This is a genomic window from Microbacterium sp., from assembly GCF_047606385.1.
In the GTDB taxonomy this organism is placed as follows: domain Bacteria; phylum Actinomycetota; class Actinomycetes; order Actinomycetales; family Microbacteriaceae; genus Microbacterium.
This window is the reverse complement of sequence record NZ_JASGEL010000102.1, coordinates 13,420-34,584: the sequence shown is the minus strand read 5'-3', so window position 1 is coordinate 34,584 and position 21,165 is coordinate 13,420. Positions and strand designations below refer to the sequence as shown.

Below are 21,165 nucleotides of genomic sequence, written 5' to 3'. Positions count from 1 at the left end.
GGCGTCCAGGAGGAGTTATGACACGCCTCGCGCCGCCGCCTCGGCGGCGCGGGTGATCCGCAGCGCCATGCCGCGGAAGATGAGGCCGTGGAACGGCAGCACGCTCCACCAGTACAGCCGCCCCGCGAGCCCGCGCGGGAAGAACACGGCACGCTGCTCGTACACCGATCCGTCGCCCTCCGGCCGCACCCACAGCTCGAGCCAGGCCAGGCCCGGAACGCGCATCTCCGCCCGCAGCCGCAGAGACCGCCCCTCGTCGAGAGCCTCGACGCGCCAGAAGTCCACAGCGTCGCCGACGGTGACGCGGGAACGGCTGCGACGTCCCCGCCGCAGCCCCACGCCGCCGACGAGCCGGTCCATCCATCCGCGCAGCGCCCACAGCACCGGCGGCGAGTACCAGCCGTTCTCCCCGCCGATGCCGACGATGACCGACCACACCCGCTCGGGCGGCGCGGTCGTCTGCTGCGTCCGCACATCCGTGAACACCGTGCGCCCGGCCCAGTCCGGATCGCTCGGCAACGGATCCGAGGGCGCACCGCCGACCTCGGCGTCCTGCCAGCTCGTCTCCACGTCGTCGGCCTCGACCCTGCCCAGCGCGAGCCGCACGGCGCGGTCGTAGGGGGTGAGTCCGCCCTCCGGTCGCGGGATCAGGGCGTCGACGTCGTGGTCCGTGATCACGCACTCGTTCTCCAGCGAGGCGATCAGCGGCCGGGCGATCGCGGCGGGCACCGGCGTCACGAGTCCCACCCACAGCGAGGCGAGCCGCGGCGTCAGCACCGGGAGCGCGGCGATCGCCCGCTGGCGCAGGCCGGCGGCGAGCGCGTACCCGTTCATCATCTGCCCGTAGCGCAGTACGTCGGGACCGCCGATGTCCACCGCGCGGTCGACATCGGCGGGCACACGCGCCGCTCCCAGCAGGTAGTGCAGGACGTCGCGCACGGCGATCGGCTGGATGCGGTTGCGCACCCACCGCGGGGCCGGCATGTACGGCAGCACCTCCGTGAGATGCCTCACCATCTCGAACGACGCCGAGCCCGATCCGATCACGACCCCGGCCTGCAGCACGAGCGCGGGGACGGGGCCGCGCAGGAAGACCTCGCCGACCGCCACGCGCGAACGCAGATGCGGTGACAGCCGCACCCCGTCGGGGTGCAGGCCCCCGAGATAGACGATCCGGCCGACGGTCCCGGCCGCGGCGGCGCCCTCGGCCACGGTGACGGCGATGCGCAGGTCGGTCTCCTCGAACCCGCGTCCGGCGCTCATCGAGTGGACGAGGTAGTACACGACGTCGACGTCCGCGACCGCGCGGGCGACGGCATCCGGGTCGTCCGCGGACCCTTCGATCGTCTCGACCCCGTCGTGCCACCCGAACGCGGCCACCCGCGCGGCGTCGCGCACGAGCACGCGCACCCGGTAGCCGGCGGCGAGCAGGCGCGGCGTGAGGCGGCCGCCGACGTATCCGGTCGAGCCGATGACGAGCACTCGCGGCGTGACGCCGTCGGCGCCCGCCTCGGCACGCAGCTCCGGTTCGACACCCGTGGGCGCGCTGAGAGTGGTCATCCGCCCACGCTAGGCGGTGTCCCGTGACGGCTCAGGGGGCTTGCGCTCCGCGCGACGAGACGCTCAGGCGTGGATCGGCGACCGCTCCAGGCGCACGATCACGCCCTTCGAGGTCGGGGTGCCGGAGACGTCGGCGACCGAGTCCAGCGGGACGAGCACGTTCGTCTCCGGGTAGTACGCCGCGATGTTGCCGCGCGGCGTGGCGTAGGCGACGAGCCGGAACACGTCGGCACGCCGCTCCTGCAGCCGCCCGTCGGGCCCGGTCCACTCCGAGACGAGGTCGACCATGTCACCGTCGGCGAAGCCGAGCGCGGCGATGTCCTCGGCGCTGATCAGCACGACACGGCGGCCGTCGTGGATGCCGCGGTAGCGATCGTCCTTGCCGTAGATGGTGGTGTTGTACTGGTCGTGCGAGCGCAGCGTCTGCAGCAGGAGACGACCGTCGGGGATGCGCGGATACTCCAGCTCGTTGACGGTGAACCGCGCCCTGCCGTCGCTCGTGGCGAACCGGCGGCCGTCGCGCGGGCCGTTGGGCAGGAAGAACGTGCGGCCCTTGTCGATGCGCCGGTCGTAGTCCTCGAAGCCGGGGATGACGTTCGCGATGTGCGCGCGGATGAGCGCGTAGTCGTTCTCCAGCGCCGCCCAGTCGGCGTGCGGGATGTTGGCGGGATGGGTGAGATGTGCGGGATCGGGGAGCCCGGTAGCGTCCACCGGGTCGCGCTCGACCTGGTGCCTGTCGACGTCCCCGCCGTGGGAGACGGCGGAGTCGGGCACCCGACCGGAGTCGCCGAACAGCAGCCCGCAGATGCGGGTGATGATCGCGACCTCGCTGAGCAGGTCGCCCGGGGGCGGGCTGAGCCGCCCGCGCGAGGAGTGCACCGCCCCCATCGAGTCCTCGACCGAGATGCGCTGCTCCTTGCCGCCGCGCACGTCACGGTCGGTGCGGCCGAGCACCGGAAGGATGATCGCGCGCTTGCCGGTGACGACGTGCGAGCGGTTGAGCTTCGTGGAGACCTCCACCGTGAGGTCCAGCTTCGCCCGCGACCGTTCGACCACCTCGGTGTCGGGGGTGGCGGAGACGAAGTTGCCGCCCAGCGCCATGAAGAACCTGGCCCGGCCGGCATCCATCGCCCGGATCGCGGCGACCACGTCGTAGCCGTGCTCCCGCGGCGACGCGAAGGAGAACTCCGCGTCCATCGCCTGAAGGAACGCCTCTGACGGCTTCTCATAGATGCCGACGGTGCGGTCGCCCTGCACGTTGGAGTGGCCGCGCACCGGGCAGACGCCGGCGCCCTCGCGGCCGATGTTGCCCTGCAGGAGCAGCACGTCGACGACGTCGCGCAGCGTCGGCACGGAGTGCTTGTGCTGGGTCAGGCCCATGGCCCAGCACACGATCGTCGACGGCGAGGTGCGCACGGCTTCCGCGATCTCGCGCAGCTCCGCCTCCGCCAGCCCGGTCGCCTCCTCGAACGAGGCCCAGGACGCCGCGGCCATCGCCCGCCGATATGCGTCGAAGCCGCTGGTGTGCGCGGCGATGAACTCACGGTCGAGCACTCCGCCGGAGCTCTCCTCGACCTCGAGCAGGTGCTTGCCGATCGCCTGGAACAGGGCCTGGTCGCCGCCCAGCCGGATCTGCACGAACCGGTCGGCGATGGGGGTGCCGCCCAGCAGCGCGCCCTTGACGGTCTGCGGGTTCTCGAACCGCATGAGACCCGCCTCGGGCAGCGGGTTCACCGCGATGATCGTCGCGCCGTTGTTCTTCGCCTTCTCGAGCGCGCTCAGCATCCGGGGATGGTTCGTGCCGGGATTCTGCCCGGCGACGATCAGCAGCTTCGCGTTGTGGATGTCCTCGATCGAGACGGTGCCCTTGCCGATGCCGATCGTCTCGGTCAGGGCCGACCCGCTGGACTCGTGGCACATGTTCGAGCAGTCGGGGAGGTTGTTGGTGCCCAGCCCCCGCACCAGCAGCTGGTACATGAACGCCGACTCGTTGGAGGCGCGGCCGGAGGTGTAGAAGATCGCCTCGTCCGGGTCGTCGAGGCCCCGCAGCGTGTCGGCGATCTCCCGCAGCGCATCGTCCCAGGAGATCGGGCGGTAGTGGGTCGCCCCCTCGTCGAGGATCATCGGGTGCGTGAGCCGCCCCTGCTGACCCAGCCACCAGTCGTCGTGCTGGCGGAGCGCGGCGATCGAGTGCTCGGCGAAGAACTCGGGCCCGACCCGGCGGAGGGTCGTCTCCTCGGCGACGGCCTTGGCCCCGTTCTCGCAGAACTCGGCGATGTGCCGGTGGTCGGTCTCCGGCCACGCGCACCCGGGGCAGTCGAAGCCGTCCTTCTGGTTGACGCGCAGCAGGGCGCGGGCGCTGCGCACCACACCGGCCTGCTCGTAGGCGATCTCCAGCGCATGCATGACGGCGGGGATGCCGACGGCGACCTTCTTCGGGTCGCCGACGCGGAGCTTGCCCTCGTCGATGTCGTGGGTCGGTGCCTTCATCGCCATGCTCCGATGGTATGCCGGCGGCGGCCTGCCTCGGCGGTGCGAAGAACGCAGAAGCTGCCGCCTTACGATGCAGCGTGGTCCGCGGTGCCCGACCCGGACCGGCGCGCGAACGCCGCCGCGACCGCCAGCGCCACCCCCGCTCCCACGAGCGCGCCGCCGAGCGTGTCGCTGGCCCAGTGCGCATGCAGGTAGGTGCGACTGAGCGCCATCGCCACCACCCACACGGTGCCGAGCAGCAGCACCCACCACCGGCGGAGCAGCACCACGGCGACCGTCGCCAGCGTCGCCGCCGCCGCGGTGTGCCCGGACGGGAACGACCCGTAGTCGCTGAGCACGAGGATGTCCTCGGGCCGCGCCCGCCCGAACAGGTGCTTGAGCACCTGCACGGCGAGCGCCGAGCCGGCCTGCGCCGCCATGAGGTACAGCGCCGCGCGGAACCGGTGCCGGACGGCCAACGCGATCGCGCCGAGCAGCGTGACGACGAGGCCGCTGACCCAGAACCCGCCGACGAGGTTCAGCGCGTCGGCGATGACGTCGAGCGCAGGATGCCGCCAGTCGCCGGCGACCGCGTTCCACCAGACGTCGACGACGAACGGCTCCGCACCGCGGGCGAGCGTCCATGCGCCGAGCGCGAACGCGAGGCCGACCAGCACCAGCCCGGGCAGCAGACGCCGCAGCGGGCGGGCGAGGGCATCCATCGCCTCATTCTGCCCGCGACGGGTCACGGGGTGAGCAGGGCGACCGTCCGCGGGCGCACGATGAGCCACAGCGCCAGCACCGCGATGACCGCGCAGCCGACCATGACCGAGGCCATCGAGGTGGCCGTGATCCCGGCATCCGCGGCGAGCCAGCCGACGAGCGGCGAGACGAGCCCGGCGACGCCGAAGTTGACCGCGCCGACGATCGACTGGGCGGTGCCGGCGGCGTTGCCGTGCCGGTCCAGGGCGAGAACCTGCACGCACGGCATCGTGAACCCGCAGCCGGTCATGAACACGAACAACGGCACGATCGTGCCCCACAGTCCCCAGCCCGCCTGGTCGGCGACGATGATGACGGCGCCGGCGACACCGAGCGCCACGGTCGAGAACGCGAGCACCCACTGCGGGCCGAAGCGCGCGGCCAGGCGCGCGGCGCTCTGCACGCCGATGATCACGCCGACCGAGTTCGCCGCGAACAGCAGCCCGTACTGCTGCGCGTCGAAGCCGTACGTCTCCTGGAACAGGAACGAGGACGCCGACAGGTAGGAGAACAGTCCGGAGAAGGCCATTCCGCCGATCACGAGCACGCCGACGAACACGCGGTCGCTGAACACGCTGCGGTATCGCTGCCAGACGGTGGTCGTGCCGCGTTCGCGTCGGCGCGCCTTCGGCAGCGTCTCGGGCAGCAGGACGATCGAGCAGGCGAGCATGAGCGCGCCGTAGACGGCGAGCACGACGAAGATGCCGCGCCACGGCATGACGCCCAGCAGCCACGACCCCACCAGGGGCGCGAGCACCGGGGCGACTCCGGTGACCAGCGCCAACCGCGAGAGCATGACGACCAGACGCTTGCCGCCGAACAGATCCCGCACGATCGCGGCGGCCACGACGCCGCCGGCGGCGGCACCGGCACCCATGAACACGCGAGCGATCCCCAGCAGCAGCAGGTCCGGGGCGATCGCCGCGGCGACGCTGGCGAGGATGTGCAGCGCGGTCACCACCAGCAGCGGCATGCGTCGCCCGATCTTGTCGCTGAGCGGGCCGACGATCAGCTGCCCCACGGCGAAGCCGATCATCGTGCCGGTCAGCGTCAGCTGGATCGCCGCGGCAGTCGTGTCGAAGTCGGCCTGCAGCACCGGGAACGCGGGCAGATACAGGTCCGTCGTGAACGGCCCGAGCGCGGTGAGCGTTCCCAGCAGGACCACCGAGACGACCCGGCGCCACGTCGGCATCGCGTCACCGGGATGCAGCATGATCGGCGCGGTCCGGGGGTTCGCGCCGAGGGTGCGGATCGCCCCGGTCACGGGGCGCGGGGCGGATTCGAGCACGACGAACACCATTCGGAAGCAGCGGGCGGAGGAGCGGTCGAAACGATTCGACAATACATCTCCGATGCTACCCGATCGCGCGCTAGGGTGGTCGCGTGACCGGGGACGAACGCCGCCGACGGCCCGTCGTGGTGACTCTGGCGGTGATCCTGGTGACCATCAGCGGCGTCATCGACACCGGCATGGGCATCCTCATCCTGCTCAGTCGTTACCAGGTGGACGCAGACGACGTGCTGACCGTGTCGCTGCTCGGGGCTGGCGTCATCCTGTTCGGCCTGCTCACCCTCGCGGTCGCATCCGGCATCGCTCGCGGCAGCCGGCTGTCACGCCTGCTGGTCACGCTGTACCTGGCCGTCGAGCTCCCGCTCCACCTGATCACGATCATCGCGACCGACCCGTGGGACTGGTCCTCGACGCTCGACATCGTGCTCGATCTGGCGCTGCTCGCTCTGCTGTGGGTGCCGCCGGGCTCACGTCACTTCACGTCTCGCGCGCCGGCGCCCGATCCGCTCACGGCCTGATCGCCGCGAGCGCGCGCCGCACGAAGCGGAGGTGGAGCAGACGCACCACCTCGATCAGCGCGATGGCCAGGATCGTGTAGCCGGTCAGTGCGTACGCCGCCGGTTCGCCGGGGTCGGTGAGCTGGAAGAACACTGTCGCCAGCGGGATCGTGAACAGCGCCGTCAACGCGATGAACATGCCCCCGATCACGATCACCTTGTAGCGGTTGAGGGGGCGGGACAGGATCGAGAGGATCCAGATCCCCACGATCGCCAGGATGATCGTCGACCCGGTGCGCAGCTGGTCCATGTCCACGTCGAGCGAGCGAGCCGTCAGCGTGTACGCCGTCAGCGTCAACGCGATGACGACGCCCGCGGGGATCGCGAACGACAGCGACCGCCGCAGGAACCCCGGGATGTACCGCCGCGCGTTCGGCATGAGCGCGAGGAAGAACGCGGGGATGCCGATCGTCAGGCCGTCGGTGATCGACAGCTGTCGCGGCAGGAACGGGAACTCCAGCACCAGCGCCCCGAACAGGATCGCGAGCCCGGTCGCGTACGCCGTCTTGGTCAGGAACAGCATCGAGACCCGCTCGATGTTGGCGATGACCTGGCGCCCCTCGGCGACGACGTCGGGCAGGTGCGAGAACCGGCCGTCCAGCAGCACGAGCCGGGCGACGGCCTTGGTGGCCGCGGCCCCGGAGTTCATGGCGATGCCGATGTCGGCGGTCTTGATGGCGAGGGCGTCGTTGACGCCGTCGCCGGTCATCGCCACCGTGTGGCCGCGGCTCTGCAGAGCGGTGACCATGTCCTTCTTCTGCTCCGGCGTCACCCGGCCGAACACGGTGTGGGTCTCGAGCACGTCGGCGAGGGCTTCCGGGTCGGCGGGCAGCGTGCGGGCGTCGTATCCCTCGTCGACCGCCACGCCGACCTGCCGCGCGATGGCTGCGACCGTACGGGGGTTGTCGCCGGAGATGATGCGGATGCCGACCCCCTGCGCGGCGAAGTAGGCGAGCGTCTGCGCCGCGTCGTCACGCACCTGCTCGCGGAAGGTGACGACCACGGCGGCCACCGTGCCGGGCGGCAGCCGCTCGGCCGCCACGTCGTCGTCGGTGAGCTCCGCCGGGCTGTGACCGAGAACCAGCGTGCGCAGCCCGCTGGCGGCCAGGACGGTGACGGCCGCACCCAGCGGGTCGCCGGGGACGGTCGCGCGCGCGCCGAAGACCATCTCCGGCGCACCGAGCACCCAGGTGCCGACGCCCGCGAACGACACCGCGCTCCACTTCCGCGCCGACGAGAACGAGATCGTGCGCACCGTGGCCAGCCCGGGGTCGGCGAACCCGTCGCGCAGGCAGCGCGCCGTCGCGTTGGCGTCCGGAGCGGCCCCGTACCAGCCGAGCACGTCCCGCCAGCCGGCCGTCGCACCGGGGAGCTCGTGCGTGTCGTCGAACTCGATGTCGCCACGGGTGAGCGTGCCCGTCTTGTCCAGGCACACGACGTCGACGCGGGCCAGCCCTTCGACGGCGGGCAGCTCGTTCACCAGCACCTTCTTGCCCGCGAGCTTGGCCGCCCCGACCGCGAACGCGATCGAGGTCATGAGCACGAGGCCCAGCGGGATCATCGCGGTCAGCGAGGCGATGGTGTTGACGACCGCCTGCACCCACGTGCCGTCGGCGAACACGCGCTGCCAGCCGCCGGCCACCTGCACCTGGGCGTTGAGCACCAGCAGGCCGATCGGTCCGATCCCCCAGCTGACCCACCGCAGGACGCGGTTGATCGAGGTGCGCAGCTCGCTGCCGACCATCGAGAACCGCTTGGCCTCCGCCTGGAACGCGTTCGCGTAGGAATCGGCGCCGACACGGATCACCCGCGCCGTCCCCTCGCCGGCGACGACGACCGAGCCCGACAGCGCCTCGTCGCGGGGTCGTTTGTCCACGGCATCCGATTCGCCGGTGAGCATCGACTCGTCGATCTGCAGGCCGTGCGAGTGCACGACCTGGGCGTCGGCGGGGACCTGATCGCCCGCGCGCAGCACGAGCAGATCGTCCATGACGACCTCTGCGGGGGCGATCTCGGTCTCCGCGCCGTCGCGGCGCACCCGCGCCTGCGGAGCGTTCAGCAGGGCGAGCCGGTCGAGCGCGAGCTTCGCGCGGAACTCCTGCACGCTGCCGATGATCGCGTTCGCGACCGCCGACAGGCCGAACAGCGCGTCCTGCCACCGGCCGACCAGCAGCAGCACGAGGAAGCACGCCCCCACGATCCCGTTGAACAGGGTGAACACGTTCGCGCGGACGATGCTGCCGATCGAGCGGCTGGTGTCCGAGCGGAACTGGTTCGTCCGCCCTTCGGCGGTGCGAGCCGTCACCTCCCCCGCGGTCAGGCCCTCGGCGTCCGCATCGGTCGTGCGCACCCCGGCCGACTCCCCCGCACCCATGCGCACACCCTATCCAACGACCGGGACGCCGCCCTGGCGGCCCTCGCCGCTGCGACGGGGACGCCGCGTCTCAGCCCTTCGTCGCGCCCGAGAGCAGACCGCGCACGAAGAACCGTTGCAGCGCGAAGAAGACGATCAGCGGCACGACGATCGAGATGAACGCGCCCGCGGACTGCAGGTACCACTTGTTGCCCCACGATCCGGACAGCGAGTTCAACGTCTGGGTCAACGGCAGCGACGAGCTCGGCGCGAAGATCGTGGCCACGAGCAGGTCGTTCCACACCCACAGGAACTGGAAGATCGCGAACGAGGCGATCGCCGGCATCGCCAGCGGCACGATCATGCGGAAGAAGATCTGGCCGTGGCCGGCGCCATCGACGCGCGCCGCCTCGATGAGCTCGCCCGGGATCTCGCGGATGAAGTTGTGCAGCAGGAAGATCGCCAGCGGCAGCGCGAAGATCGAGTGCGCGATCCACACGGTGGCGAAGCTGTGGTCGACGTCGCGCAGCCCGAACCCGGGGAAGATGTTGACGTCGCCGATCGTCAAGCCCTTGGAGAACAGGCTGAGCAACGGCACGAGCGCCATCTGGATGGGCAGGATCTGCAGCGCGAAGACCGCCACGAACAGGAAGCTGCGGCCGCGGAACGGGATCCAGGCGAACGCGTAGGCGGCGAGGGACGCCAGCGCGATCGGGATGACCGTGGCCGGGATCGAGATCGCCAGCGAGTTGATGAACGACTGACCGAGCGTCAGCGCGGTGCCGCCGGCGGTGAGGGCGTCGACGTAGTTCTGCAGCGTGAAGCTGGGATCGACGAAGACCGTCCACCACCCCGTCGAGTTGGAGTCGGCGCCGGGGCGGAAGGAGGTGACGAACAGCCCGAAGGTGGGAATCGTCCACACGACCGCGATGATGACCGCGATGAGGGTCGCACGCCTGGAGGTGAGCCGCTTGTGCGCCTCGCTCTCGCTGCGGCGCGCGCGCCGTGCCTCGTCGCGGACGGCCTTGCGGCCGAGCGTGGGGACGGTGTCGATGGAGGCCATCAGCGGATCTCCTCTTGCTTGCGCATCTGGCGCACGTTGTAGACGATGAGCGGCACCACGAACAGGAACAGCACCACGGCCAGCGCCGAGGAGTGCCCGTAGCTCTGGTAGCGCTGCTGCTGGTTGACCATCTCGAACGCCAGCACCGTGGAGTTGGAACGCCCGCCGGTCATCACGGCCACGATGTCGTAGACCTTCAGCGAGGCGATGGTGATCGTGGTCACGACGACGATCAACGACGAACGGATGCCGGGGACGGTGACGCTGCGGAACCGTTCCCAGGCGTTGGCGCCGTCGAGCTGCGCCGCCTCGAGCTGCTCCGTGGGCACCGCCTTGATGGCCGCCGACAGCACGACCATCGCGAAGCCGGTCTGGGTCCAGATGAACACGGCGAGCAGGCAGAAGGTGTTGATGAGCGGCTGCGCGTCGAGCCAGCCGACCGGCTGCCCCCCGAACATCGTGATGATCGCGTTGAGCAGGCCGATCTGCTGGCCCTGCCGGTAGTCGTAGATGAACTTCCAGATGATGCCGGCGCCCACGAAGGAGATCGCGTACGGCATGAAGACGAAGACCTTCAGCACCTTCTCCCCTCGGGCCCGGTCGATGAAGGCGGCGTACGCGAGACCGATCGTGGTCGAGAAGACGGGCGCGACCACAGCCCAGATCAGCGTGTTGATGACCGACCAGAAACCGTCGGCGTTGGTGAAGGTCCAGATGTAGTTGTCGAGCCAGACGAAGGTCGATCCGGTCTTGTCGAAGAACGACTGGAAGATCGTGGAGATCGCCGGATAGATGAGGCCGACCAGCAGCAGGGTCGCCGCGGGGGCGAGGAAGACGATCAGCTGGAACACGTAACCCGCTCCGCCGCGTGCGCGATAGTCGGCGAAGAAGAGCAGCACGCCCGCGAACAGACCGATTGCGACGACGTAGACGACGGCGTTCTGGTACGGCCGCAGCAGCAGGAAGGCGAGCACCGGGATCAGGATGCTGGCTGCCAGGCGCAGCCAGAAGTACCCGCGTCCGGCGCGCGGCGCGTACTCGATGAGCACGAGCACCGCGGCGACGACGACGGCGAACACCATGAGCACGATCGGGATCTGCAGCAACGGGTTCAGGTCGCCCAGCCAGATGAAGAAGCTGTTGAGCGAGAAGCCGATCGTGGTGGGCGAGGCGTTCGGGTTGCCGGTGCCGGTCAGCAGCAGCACGAGCGTTGCGACCAGGCCCACCGCGCCCACTATCGCGACGATTCCCGCGGCTCGACGGCCCCCACGCGAGGCCACTGCATTCGCCGCGGTCTGAGTGACCGGCGGTGCGTCCTTGGATGTCGATGTCGTCGTCGACATGTCCTCCCCTTGTCTCGAGAGCCCCGGCTCGCCGGGAGAGCGGTGAGGCCGCCCGTCACCGGGCGACCCCACCGTCCGTCACCGGATCAGTTGTCGTACCCCGCCTGGATGGCGGCCAGCACATCGTCGGTCGGTGTGCCGTCGATCCAATTGACCATGCCCTTCCAGAACGATCCCGACCCCACCGTCGCCGGCATCAGGTCGGATGCGTCGAAGCGGACGACCGTGTTGGGATCCTGCAGCGTCTCCATCGCCTCGGTGAGGAACTCGCTGGACGCCAGCGACGCGTCGGCGTTCTTGTTGGCCGAGATCACTCCCCCGAGCTTGACGCGGGCGTCGGCGAAGTCGGGGCTGGACATGTACTCCAGCACCTGCTCCACCGCATCGGAGTCGGTGAAGGCCGCGACGAACTCCCCACCGGCCTCCACGTAGGTCTGGTCGCTGTCGCTGAAACCGGGCAGCAGGAAGGCGTAGACGTCGCCGTCAGGCGCAACCGTGGGAGTCTGCCCGTCCGCGGTGGTCACGTCGAGGAAGTTCGACGAGAGGAACGACGCCTGATGCGTCAGGGCGCACGTGCCGTCGGCGACCTTGGCAGCGACGTCGGCGAAGGCGGTGGAGTTGATGCTCTTCACGTCGCCGAAGCCCGCGTTGACGTAGTTCGGGTCGAGCAGGATGGTGCCCAACGTGTCGAACGCCTCCTTGATCGGGGCATCGGTGAACGTCACGTCCCCGGCGACCCACTGGTCATAGACGTCGGGGCCCGACTGGCGCAGCACCAGGTCCTCGATCCAGTCCGTGCCCGGCCAGCCGGAGGCATCGCCGGAGCTGAATCCCGCACACCACGGCGCGGATCCGGTCTTCTCCTGGATCGTCTGGGTCAGCGTCATCAGCTCGTCCCAGGTCGTCGGCACCGAGACGCCCCATTCCTCGAACTTCTTCGGCGAGTACCAGACGTAGCCCTTGACGTTGGCGAGCATCGGCGCGGCGTAGAAGGTGCCGTCGACGGTGCCGTACGTCTTCCAGTCGCTGGACCAGTTCTCGTCGACGTTGTCCTCGACGGCCTGCGAGGCGGGGAGCACATCGCCGGTGGCGACGAGGCTGGCCAGCAGGCCGGGCTGGGGCACGATCGCGATGTCGGGGGCCGAGCCGCCGGTCACCTTGGTGACGATGTTCCCTTCGAAGCTCTTGTCGCCGGTGTACACGACGTTGATGCCGGTGTCGGCGGTGAACTGCTCGAAAGCCTGATTGAGCAGGTCGGCCTCGGAGCCGGTGATGCCGCCGGAGATCTCGACGGTGTCGCTCCCGGTCGAGCTGCTGCTCGAGCTCTCCGCGCATCCCGCGAGCGCCAGCCCGGCGACGCCGGCGAGGGCGATCGGGGCCAGGAGGCGGCGTTGCTGTGTTCTGAGCATGTGATTCCTCTCTTCATTGAGTGTCGGAGTGCATATCCGTCACATCAGATCCACTCAGGAACCGATTCCATGTAACGGTATTGGAACCGGGCAGCGATCACAATACAGAGGGATCACAACTCGGTAAAGGCCGATATGGGAGCGCTCCCGACCCAGTCCTCAGCGGTGGGAGCGCTCCCGCAAATAGACATCAAGAATGGAACCGGTTCCCGATATGTCGACGAGAGCGCTACCATGTGTCCAGCGGATCCGGCAACCGCTGACAAGGGGCATGCGATGAGCGGGATCGCCGAGGTGGCGAGGCTGGCAGGCGTGTCGAAATCGACGGCGAGCCGAGCCCTCAGCGGAGCCGGTTACGTCTCCGCGCAGACGCGGAGCCGGGTCGCCGATGCCGCGTCCTCACTGGGATACGTGCCCTCCACCGCCGCGCAGAGCCTCGCGACCGGACGCACGCAGAACGTGGGCGTCGTGATGCCCTACGTCACGCGATGGTTCTTCGCCGAGGTGCTGGAGGGCATCCAGTCCGCCCTGCTCCGCCGGGGCTACGACCTGACCCTCTACAACGGGTCTCCGGGATCCGCGAGCCGCCGACGAGCCTTCGACGAGGCGCTGATCCGCAAGCGGTTCGATGGTCTGATCGCGGTCGGACTCGAGCCCCCGGGAGACGAGCTCGACCGACTTCTCGCCCTGGGCAAGCCCGTGGTCCGAGTCGTCGGCACGGACGATCGCGCCCTCACGGTGGGTCTGGACGACCTGGATGCCGGCCGGCGGGCCACCGAGCACCTGCTCGCGCTCGGCCACCGCCGGGTCGTCTTCGTCGGCGCGGCCGGCACCGCTCGCCGGCCGCACGTCGAGTCGGCCCGGCTGACCGGATACCGGGACGCGATGGCCGAGGCGGGGCTCGACGACGAGATCCGCCACGTCCCCTCGGCGCTGTCGATGCCCGACGGCTATGCGGCCGCGGTCGATCTGCTCAGCGACGTCCGCTCGCGCCCCACCGGCATCGTCGCGGTGTGCGACGAGGTCGCGGTCGGCACCATCGTCGCCGCGCGACGCCTCGGCATCCAGGTCCCGGCAGCGCTGAGCGTCATCGGCATCGACGATCACGAGTACGCGGACATGTTCTCGCTGACGACGCTCCGTCAGGTCCCGCGCGAGCAGGGCACACAGGCGGTCGACCTGTTGATGGCGCGTCTCGACGACGCGGACGCCGCCCTGGCCTCGATCAGCCTCAAGCCGCGGCTGATCGTGCGCAGCTCGACCGCGGCGCTCGGCCGCGGGGCGATCCCCCGTCCCGAAGGCTCCTGAGCCCCGGGACGAGGGATCGCCCCGCTCTCTCAGCTACGACGGCGACCGACCGTCAACGTGCGCGCACCCGCGCCGACCGCCAGCAGCAGCACCGCGAGAGCCAGCGTCCCAGAGAGGTCGCCGTAGGCGCCGCCGGTGGCCGCCAGCTGGCCGATCGTGATCGTCTCCCAGCCGATGACGTTGCCCGACGCGTCCTGCACGACCAGGCGGTGCGTGCCGGTGACGCCGGCGGGCAGAGTCACCCGGATGTCTCCCGTCACGTCCACCTGCTGCCAGCCCAGCGAGATGGGATCGGAGTGCAGCCACGCCGTCACCCACTGGCCGCTGTACTGCGTGCCGACGTGGACGGTGAGCACCCCGCCCGGCACGAACTCGCCGGAGACCACCGTGATGCCGTGCTCGAGGTCGGAGGTCAGGTCGGCGTCCGCCGCCGGCGACTCCACGCCGTCGGTCGGCGCGAGCGAGCCGCCGTCGGTGTCCGTACCGGAACCGGAGTCACCGTCCGAGTCTCCCGGCTCCGTCGGTTCCGCGGCTGCGGCTGTCACGGTGACCGGGACGTGGATCTGGGTCCCGCTATCAGGAGCCGTCAGCAGCACCTCGATCTCTCCCGCCGCCTCGGTCGGAACGGAAAGCTCCACCGTGGCGGCGCCGTCGGTGACCGTGAGGGGAGCGTAGACCGTGTCGCCGATCGATGCTTCCAGCGTGGTGTTGGCCGGCGAGCCCAGCGAGGTCAGGTTCAGACCCGACACCTGGAACGTCAGCGTCGAACCGGCCCCGACCGAGTCCGGCACTCCGGTCACCTGCGCGCTCCTGCTCGAGAAGTCCGGCGAGATGCCCGGGTTCTCCTGCAGGTACGAGATCCAGGCGTCGCGATCGATCAGACCCGAGTCGCGGGTGTCGGTCCCCTCCGCCAGCACGGTGAAGTTGTCGCCGCCCTGCAACAGGAAGCTGAACGAGCCGACCCGGTAGTCCGCATCCGCTTCGATCGGCACGCCGTCGACCCAGATGCCTGTGATCCGCGAGCCGCGCTCCGCCGACGCGTCATAGGTGTACGACACGTTCGACGACAGCCCCAGCGCCAGATACGGCCGCGACGAGCCGTCCGGCTGCCACTGCTGCTCGAGCACCTCCTTGAACTGCGCGCCCGTGATCGTGGTCGTCCACAGGTTGTTCACGAACGGCAGCACCGCATTGGCCTCCGCATACGTGATCACGCCGTCCTCGCCGTACAACAGCTCGGCACGCAGGCCGCCCGGGTTCACGATGCCGATCTCGGCCCCGCCACGAGACGAGTCCGACAGGCTGGACACGAGGGAGTCGGCCACCAGGTTGCCCAGCGTCGACTGGCTCGCGCGGTCGTCGCGGCTGCCGCCGGTCCACACGCCGTCGACGTAGCTGCCGCCGGCGTACGCGGTGGTGATGTCCGAGGTCACCGAACCCACGGGGGTGTCGCCGACCTCCGACGCCTCGGCCAGCGCGGCGTCCACGATCTGCGCGACCTCGGCGACCCGCGGATATGCCGCCGTCAACGACGCGTCCTCGGTCGTGGTCCGGGCGACGTTCTGCGCCGCGTACGAGACCACCTCGCCGGTACCCGAGTCCACGGTGAGCACGATCTGACCGATGTTCTCGCCGTAGCTGCCGGTCTGCAGCACCGGACGGGTCTTGCCGTCCTCGCCGGGCACCGGCGCGTCCCACACGTACTCCTTGTGGGTGTGCCCGTTGAAGATCACATCGACCGCGGCGGACGTGTCGGTGACGATATTCGCGAACGCGCCGCCGGCGGCCACCTCTTCGTCCAGGGTCGCCCCTTCCGGCGTCCCGTCGACGGCGCCCTCGTGGTACTCCGCGATGATGACGTCGGCCTCCCCGTTCGACGCGTCCCCGTCGCTCAGCTGCGACGCCACGCGATTGACCGCCTCGACGGGATCGCCGAAGTCGATGTCGGCGATGCCGCCCGGCGACACCAGCGATGCCGTCTCCTCCGTGACCGCGCCGATCACCGCGACCGTGAGGCCGTCGACCTCGAAGGTCGCGTACTCCGGCAGCACCGGCGTCGTCGTGCCCTTCGCATAGACGTTCGCGCCCAGGTACGAGAAGTCCGCCTCATCCGAGACGCGGCCCAGCAGATCGTCCAGACCCTTGTCGAACTCATGGTTGCCCACCGCCGAGGTCTGCAGATCCAGCGCATTCAACACGTCAAGGGTCGGCTGGTCGTCGGCCACGGCCGAGGCGAACAACGACGCCCCGATGTTGTCGCCATCGGAGAGGAACAGGGTGTTGTCCTCGCCGTACTCCGCACGCAGCTGCTCGATCGTGCCGGCGAACTTCACGGTGTCGCTGTCGATCCGACCATGGAAGTCGTTGATGTTCAGCAGGTTCAGCTCGACCGTCGATGCGTCGTCGGCGCCGAAGTCGACGCCGACGACCACGGGGTCGTGATCGCTGGAGCGGTACGGCGACTCGTCGTAGAAGCTCGTGACGTTGTAGTTGTACCGGCTGTACTCCAGCGCGATCGACTCACCCGAGTTGATGTTCCAGACGTCGGCGCCGGTCACCAGCCCGGCGGCATCGGCGGAGGCGAGGATGTGGTCCAGTGAGCCGCTCTGGCCGTCGTAGGAGTAGGTGTGCTCGTCGGTGTACGTGGAGCCGAGGTCGATGTAGCCGGCCTCGTAGAGCACCTGCATCGGGTCTTCCTCGGTGTAGGAGTTGAAGTCGCCGAGCAGGAACACGTCGTCGGTGCCCATGTCGTCGGTCAACTGGTCGGCGAAGGCGACCAGGGCCGTCGCCTGCCCCACGCGGGCAGCGTTGGACGCACCCTGCCCATCGCCCTGATCCGCGTTCTCACCGGTGCCCGAGCCCTTCGATTTGAAGTGGTTCACGATCGCGATGAAGGCGTCGTCATCGCTGCCGCCGGCGGGTTCGAATGCCTGCGCCAACGGATACCTGGCGTTCTCGAACGCCGCGTCGACGTCGATCACGGACTCACCCACCGGCTCGACCGCGGCCTTCTTGTAGATGAAGGCGGTGCGGATCACGTCTTCGCTGGCCGGCAGCGTGGTCGGCGAAGGCACATACGCCCACTCGTCGGATCCCAGCGCGGCATTGAGCGCGTCGACCAGTGTCGCCAGGGCCGCGTCGCGGGACTGCCCGTCGACGATCGCCGAGTTCTCGATCTCCTCCAGCGAGACGACCTCGGCGCCGAGCGCATTGATCGCCGCGACGATCTTGGCCTGCTGCCTGGCGAGGCTCTCGGCATCGGCCGCGCCCCGCACGGCCGGGTCGGAACACGTGTTGACCGTGATGTGGTTGCCGTCGCGGTCGTCGTAGTAGGAGCACGTGGCGCCGGCGGCGACCGCGTCCTCGCCGGTCGTGGTGAAGTAGTTCAGCACGTTGAAGCTGGAGATCTGGATGTCACCGCCCACGTCTTCGGGTGCCGCGGTGCGCGTGTTCTCGAATGTCGCGGGCTGCACCGTAGCGGCGTTGTCGACCGTGAGCCGCTGGGTCGGCTGGAAGCTCCATGCGCTGTTGCGGTACTCGACGATCACGGGCTGGGTGAAGGTCACCGCAGCGCCGACACGGACCGGATCGGCGGTGGACAGGTAGGGCAACGCGATCGATTTGTTGGCCGCGGAGTTGAAGTTGAGGGAGGAGCCGTCATCGAGCGTGACCTGTCGCGCCGCGTTGTCGGCCACGACGGCGTCATATTGCTCGGTACCCGGCTGCGCGACGTCGGTCGGGGTCAGCAACGGCGAGGTTCCCGCCGCCAGGCCGATCGAGCCGTAATAGTTCGTGTCGTAGGTGTCGCTGACGGTGAACTCGCCCTGCGGCGCGACCAGCATCCCCTCGAGCGTCTCGCGCTGGGCATCGGTCGTCGGCCAGGCGACCTCGGCTGCCGTGACGGCTGCCGCATCCTCGGCCAGAACCGTCACGTTCGCGGCCGTCGGGCTGATCTCCGTCGTGCCGTTGTATTCGCTGACCGGTCCGGTCACCTCGACGTAGTCGCCGATCTGCACCTTGGCGACGGCGGACGATCCGTACACGAAGATCGCGTCGGACGAGGTGTGTGTGTCGAGATCGAGGTCCGACCCGGTTCCCGGGGTCTGGATGTAGAAGCCGTTGTATCCGCCGGAGGGGTACGCCGCCGTGACGATGCCCCGCGTGGTCACGGTCTGCCCGGCCAGGGGGCTGGTCTCGCCCGTTCCCTGGATCTCGGAGATCGCGGTGACCGTGCCGTCGCTCGGATCCGTCGTCTCCGGACTGCTCGGATCCGTCGGCTCCGTCTCCGAGGTCGCGCTCGATGCCTGCGGGGTCACCTCGGTCGCGTTGCTGAAGTCGGCGGAGTTGTCGTCGGTGTCGGCGAATTCGGTGCGCACGAGCGAGTTGGGCACGCTGTTGGCCCCTTCCACGGTGGCTGCCGCGGTCTCGAAGGTGTTCGACGTGCCGTAGCCGAGCAGATCGACGACACCATCCGCCCCGACGCTCGATCCGGCGGCGAGAGCCAGACCGGTCGTGGTGCTCGCCAGGATCAGCGTGCCGGTGGTGCCTGAGGGGTTCAGGCTCGTGCTCGACAGATCGGCGTCCGGCAGTTCGGCCCCGTTGGAGCCGTTGCCGGGCAGGCCGATCAGGTAGTGGTCGCCGGCTTCGATCGTGCCGCTGAGCGCCAGGATGTTGGCCGAGCTCGCCGCTGCGGTGCTCGTCGCCGAGCGATACTGCAGCGACCAGCCGTCGAGGCTTTGCGCGGCGTCTCCCGCGTTGTAGAGCTCCACGAACTTGTTCGTGTAGACAGCGTTGGCGCTGCCGCCTTTGAGGTAGGCCTCGTTGATGATCACGTCGGCGCCGCTCGCGGCGGCTGCAGGCAGCGGCGCGAGCACCGCCGCGCCGATGACCGCGCCGAGAACGACGGCGAGGCGCGAGCGAAGGCGTCTTTGCTGGGAAGCAAACATGAGTCTCCTGGGGATTCCTGATGTGGGCGTTCCCGAGCGTAGGAGACCGAATTTTGCGGACGTGAACACGGGTGTGTCCGGGAGATGAACACTGTCGCGCGCGCGTCCTGGACGCCGACGGGGTATCCGGACGCTCGAAGGCCCCCGGATGCACGCGGCATCCGGGGGCCTTCGAGGAAGGAACGAGCCTTACTTGAGGGTGACCGTCGCGCCGGCCTCTTCGAGAGCGGCCTTCGCCTTGTCGGCGGCCTCCTTGTTCGCGCCCTCCAGGACGGCCTTGGGGGCACCGTCGACGACGGCCTTGGCCTCGCCGAGGCCGAGCGAGGTGAGCTCGCGGACGACCTTGATGACCTGGATCTTCTTGTCGCCGGCGGCCTCGAGGATGACGTCGAAGGAGTCCTTCTCCTCGACCTCTTCGGCGGGGGCGCCACCGGCCGGGGCGCCGGCAGCGGCGACCGCGACGGGGGCGGCAGCGGTGACCTCGAAGGTCTCCTCGAACGCCTTGACGAACTCGCTGAGCTCGATCAGCGTGAGCTCCTTGAACGCGTCGAGCAGCTCCTCGGTGCTGAGCTTTGCCATGATGATTCTCCTTGATTGGGGTTTTCGTCAGCCGGGCCCGATTCAGGCCGCGGTCTCCTGCTTCTCGCGCAGCGCGTCGACCGTGCGCACGGCCTTCGACAGCGGGGCGTTGAATAGATAGGCAGCGCCGAACAGCGAGGCCTTGAAGGCGCCGGCGAGCTTCGCCAGCAGGACTTCACGGCTTTCGAGGTCGGCGAGCTTGTTGACCTCATCCGCGCTCAGAGCGGCACCGTCGAAGTAGCCGCCCTTGATCACGAGAAGAGGGTGTGCCTTGGCGAAGGCACGCAGACCCTTCGCGACGGAGACCGGGTCACCGTGCACGAACGCGATGGCCGACGGACCCTTCAGGTCCTCGTCCAGCGCCGTGATCCCCGCGTTGTTCGCGGCGATCTTGGTCAGCGTGTTCTTCACCACGGCGTACTCCGCGTCCTGACGGATGCTGTTGCGGAGCTCCTTGAGCTCGGCAACCGTCAGCCCGCGGTACTCGGTCAGCAGAACGGCAGTCGAGTCCTCGAAGTTCTTCGTGAGCTCGGCGACCGATGCGTCCTTCTGCGCCATGGCCACTCCTTGTGTATACGAGGCGCACCGCGGTGGCGGCGCGCCGGCCGGGACCAGGTGCTCCGCAACGAGAAAAGCTCCGGCGCAAGCGCACGGAGCTTCGGCCCGGAATCCCGGAGAATCGTTCGTGTCACCTGCGCGGGCCCCTGCACTGCAGAGCTTCGATCGTCGTCCGCTTGCGCGCACGCCGATGACCGGCGGTCTTTGGCTTCCCCCATTCTAGCCCGCCCCAGCCGCATCCCCAAATCCCGCGGGGGTGTCGCGCGGAGCGAGGCGGCACGGCGCGCGTATGGTCGGAGGGTGACCCCGGAGTTGACCGCCCGCATCGTCGCGGACTCGCGCGACAGGGTCGCCTGGCTGCGAGCACGCTCGCGCGGGATCACCGCGACCGACGTCGCGACGCTCACCAGCGAGCGCGCGATCGGGCGTGCGGCCGATGCGAAGCTCGGCGGCACGCGCTTCGCCGGTAACGCCTACACCGACCACGGGCGGCGGCGCGAGCCCGAGATCGCCGCGTGGGTGGCGGCGACGCACGGCATCCACCCCTCGAGCGCGCTGTTCCACGCCGTGGCCGAGAAGCGCCACCTCGCGACACCCGACGGGATCGGGATGGATGGCGAGGGCCGGCTGACCCTGGCAGAGATCAAGACGACGAACAAGGCGTGGCGCTCGATCCCCCGCGGCTACCTGCGACAGGTGTGGTGGCAGCAGTACGTGCTCGGCGCGGAGCGCACGCTCGTCGCCTGGGAGCAGCACGACGGCTTCGTGCCCGTCGACGACGAGCCGCGTTGCGCCTGGGTCGATCGAGACGACGCCGAGATCGCGTCTCTGGTGACGCTGGCGACCCGTCTCATCGACGAGCTCTACCGGCGGACGCAGCTCGCCCGGCAGACGGCGCCCCCGCGGCGTTCCGAGGGGTACCGGGCGCTCGCTCTCGCCGACTGAGCCGTCTTTGGTTGACAGT

General features: G+C 69.5%; 14 protein-coding genes. 3 read left to right on the top strand and 11 right to left on the bottom strand.

The genetic code is table 11. From position 1 onward, the window contains the following. Window positions 1-15: 15 nt before the first annotated feature. The 4 genes from QM626_RS10140 to QM626_RS10125 form a co-directional block, all read right to left on the bottom strand. Window positions 16-1,560, bottom strand: a complete 1,545-nt coding sequence (locus tag QM626_RS10140) for an SDR family oxidoreductase (protein ID WP_415076600.1) — start codon at window positions 1,558-1,560, stop codon at window positions 16-18. A 63-nt stretch (window positions 1,561-1,623) separates the two neighbouring features. Further along, window positions 1,624-4,056, bottom strand: coding sequence for an FdhF/YdeP family oxidoreductase (locus QM626_RS10135; RefSeq protein ID WP_415076598.1), 2,433 nt, complete (start codon window positions 4,054-4,056; stop codon window positions 1,624-1,626). A 62-nt stretch (window positions 4,057-4,118) separates the two neighbouring features. Then, on the bottom strand, window positions 4,119-4,754 hold the full coding sequence (locus QM626_RS10130) for a phosphatase PAP2 family protein (protein ID WP_415076596.1): 636 nt from the start codon (window positions 4,752-4,754) through the stop codon (window positions 4,119-4,121). A 23-nt stretch (window positions 4,755-4,777) separates the two neighbouring features. After that, window positions 4,778-6,007, bottom strand: a complete 1,230-nt coding sequence (locus QM626_RS10125; protein WP_415076624.1) for a multidrug effflux MFS transporter — start codon at window positions 6,005-6,007, stop codon at window positions 4,778-4,780. 170 nt (window positions 6,008-6,177) lie between these two features. On the opposite strand from QM626_RS10125, the gene QM626_RS10120 reads away from it, so the two are divergent. Beyond that, window positions 6,178-6,603, top strand: coding sequence for a hypothetical protein (locus QM626_RS10120; RefSeq protein ID WP_415076594.1), 426 nt, complete (start codon window positions 6,178-6,180; stop codon window positions 6,601-6,603). Here the strand turns inward: QM626_RS10120 and QM626_RS10115 are convergent. The 4 genes from QM626_RS10115 to QM626_RS10100 form a co-directional block, all read right to left on the bottom strand. Continuing rightward, on the bottom strand, window positions 6,593-9,016 hold the full coding sequence (locus QM626_RS10115; protein ID WP_415076592.1) for an HAD-IC family P-type ATPase: 2,424 nt from the start codon (window positions 9,014-9,016) through the stop codon (window positions 6,593-6,595). The two genes, QM626_RS10120 and QM626_RS10115, sit on opposite strands and share 11 nt — an antisense overlap. Before the next feature lie 70 nt (window positions 9,017-9,086). Beyond that, complete coding sequence (locus QM626_RS10110) at window positions 9,087-10,058, bottom strand: carbohydrate ABC transporter permease (protein WP_415076590.1); 972 nt, start codon at window positions 10,056-10,058, stop codon at window positions 9,087-9,089. Continuing rightward, on the bottom strand, window positions 10,058-11,401 hold the full coding sequence (locus QM626_RS10105) for a carbohydrate ABC transporter permease (protein ID WP_415076588.1): 1,344 nt from the start codon (window positions 11,399-11,401) through the stop codon (window positions 10,058-10,060). Before QM626_RS10105 ends, QM626_RS10110 begins: the two co-directional genes overlap by 1 nt. Window positions 11,402-11,487: 86 nt before the next feature. Further along, a complete protein-coding gene (locus QM626_RS10100; RefSeq protein WP_415076586.1) occupies window positions 11,488-12,810 on the bottom strand; it encodes an ABC transporter substrate-binding protein in 1,323 nt (440 codons plus the stop codon). Window positions 12,811-13,086: 276 nt separating this feature from the next. On the opposite strand from QM626_RS10100, the gene QM626_RS10095 reads away from it, so the two are divergent. Continuing rightward, window positions 13,087-14,118 (top strand): LacI family DNA-binding transcriptional regulator, encoded by a 1,032-nt coding sequence (locus QM626_RS10095; protein ID WP_415076584.1) that lies wholly within the window; start codon window positions 13,087-13,089, stop codon window positions 14,116-14,118. Window positions 14,119-14,147: 29 nt separating this feature from the next. Here the strand turns inward: QM626_RS10095 and QM626_RS10090 are convergent, their stop codons facing one another. From QM626_RS10090 to rplJ, 3 genes are all read right to left on the bottom strand, one after another. Next, window positions 14,148-19,064, bottom strand: coding sequence for an ExeM/NucH family extracellular endonuclease (locus QM626_RS10090; RefSeq protein ID WP_415076582.1), 4,917 nt, complete (start codon window positions 19,062-19,064; stop codon window positions 14,148-14,150). 189 nt (window positions 19,065-19,253) lie between these two features. Next, window positions 19,254-19,643, bottom strand: coding sequence for a 50S ribosomal protein L7/L12 (gene rplL, locus QM626_RS10085; RefSeq protein ID WP_415076580.1), 390 nt, complete (start codon window positions 19,641-19,643; stop codon window positions 19,254-19,256). 42 nt (window positions 19,644-19,685) lie between these two features. Further along, complete coding sequence (gene rplJ, locus QM626_RS10080) at window positions 19,686-20,201, bottom strand: 50S ribosomal protein L10 (protein WP_415076578.1); 516 nt, start codon at window positions 20,199-20,201, stop codon at window positions 19,686-19,688. Between the two features lie 300 nt (window positions 20,202-20,501). Between rplJ and QM626_RS10075 the strand changes: the two genes are divergently transcribed. Beyond that, a complete protein-coding gene (locus QM626_RS10075) occupies window positions 20,502-21,146 on the top strand; it encodes a YqaJ viral recombinase family protein (RefSeq protein ID WP_415076576.1) in 645 nt (214 codons plus the stop codon). Window positions 21,147-21,165: the final 19 nt, after the last annotated feature.

What these genes read in the sequence shown, in the direction of transcription:
- QM626_RS10140 (WP_415076600.1), bottom strand. Translation starts at nt 1,560, where the DNA reads ATGACCACTCTCAGCGCGCCCACGGGTGTCGAACCGGAGCTGCGTGCC.
- QM626_RS10135 (WP_415076598.1), bottom strand. Translation starts at nt 4,056, where the DNA reads ATGGCGATGAAGGCACCGACCCACGACATCGACGAGGGCAAGCTCCGC.
- QM626_RS10130 (WP_415076596.1), bottom strand. Translation starts at nt 4,754, where the DNA reads ATGGATGCCCTCGCCCGCCCGCTGCGGCGTCTGCTGCCCGGGCTGGTG.
- QM626_RS10125 (WP_415076624.1), bottom strand. Translation starts at nt 6,007, where the DNA reads ATGCTGCATCCCGGTGACGCGATGCCGACGTGGCGCCGGGTCGTCTCG.
- QM626_RS10115 (WP_415076592.1), bottom strand. Translation starts at nt 9,016, where the DNA reads ATGGGTGCGGGGGAGTCGGCCGGGGTGCGCACGACCGATGCGGACGCC.
- QM626_RS10110 (WP_415076590.1), bottom strand. Translation starts at nt 10,058, where the DNA reads ATGGCCTCCATCGACACCGTCCCCACGCTCGGCCGCAAGGCCGTCCGC.
- QM626_RS10105 (WP_415076588.1), bottom strand. Translation starts at nt 11,401, where the DNA reads ATGTCGACGACGACATCGACATCCAAGGACGCACCGCCGGTCACTCAG.
- QM626_RS10100 (WP_415076586.1), bottom strand. Translation starts at nt 12,810, where the DNA reads ATGCTCAGAACACAGCAACGCCGCCTCCTGGCCCCGATCGCCCTCGCC.
- QM626_RS10095 (WP_415076584.1), top strand. Translation starts at nt 13,087, where the DNA reads ATGAGCGGGATCGCCGAGGTGGCGAGGCTGGCAGGCGTGTCGAAATCG.
- QM626_RS10090 (WP_415076582.1), bottom strand. Translation starts at nt 19,064, where the DNA reads ATGTTTGCTTCCCAGCAAAGACGCCTTCGCTCGCGCCTCGCCGTCGTT.
- rplL (WP_415076580.1), bottom strand. Translation starts at nt 19,643, where the DNA reads ATGGCAAAGCTCAGCACCGAGGAGCTGCTCGACGCGTTCAAGGAGCTC.
- rplJ (WP_415076578.1), bottom strand. Translation starts at nt 20,201, where the DNA reads ATGGCGCAGAAGGACGCATCGGTCGCCGAGCTCACGAAGAACTTCGAG.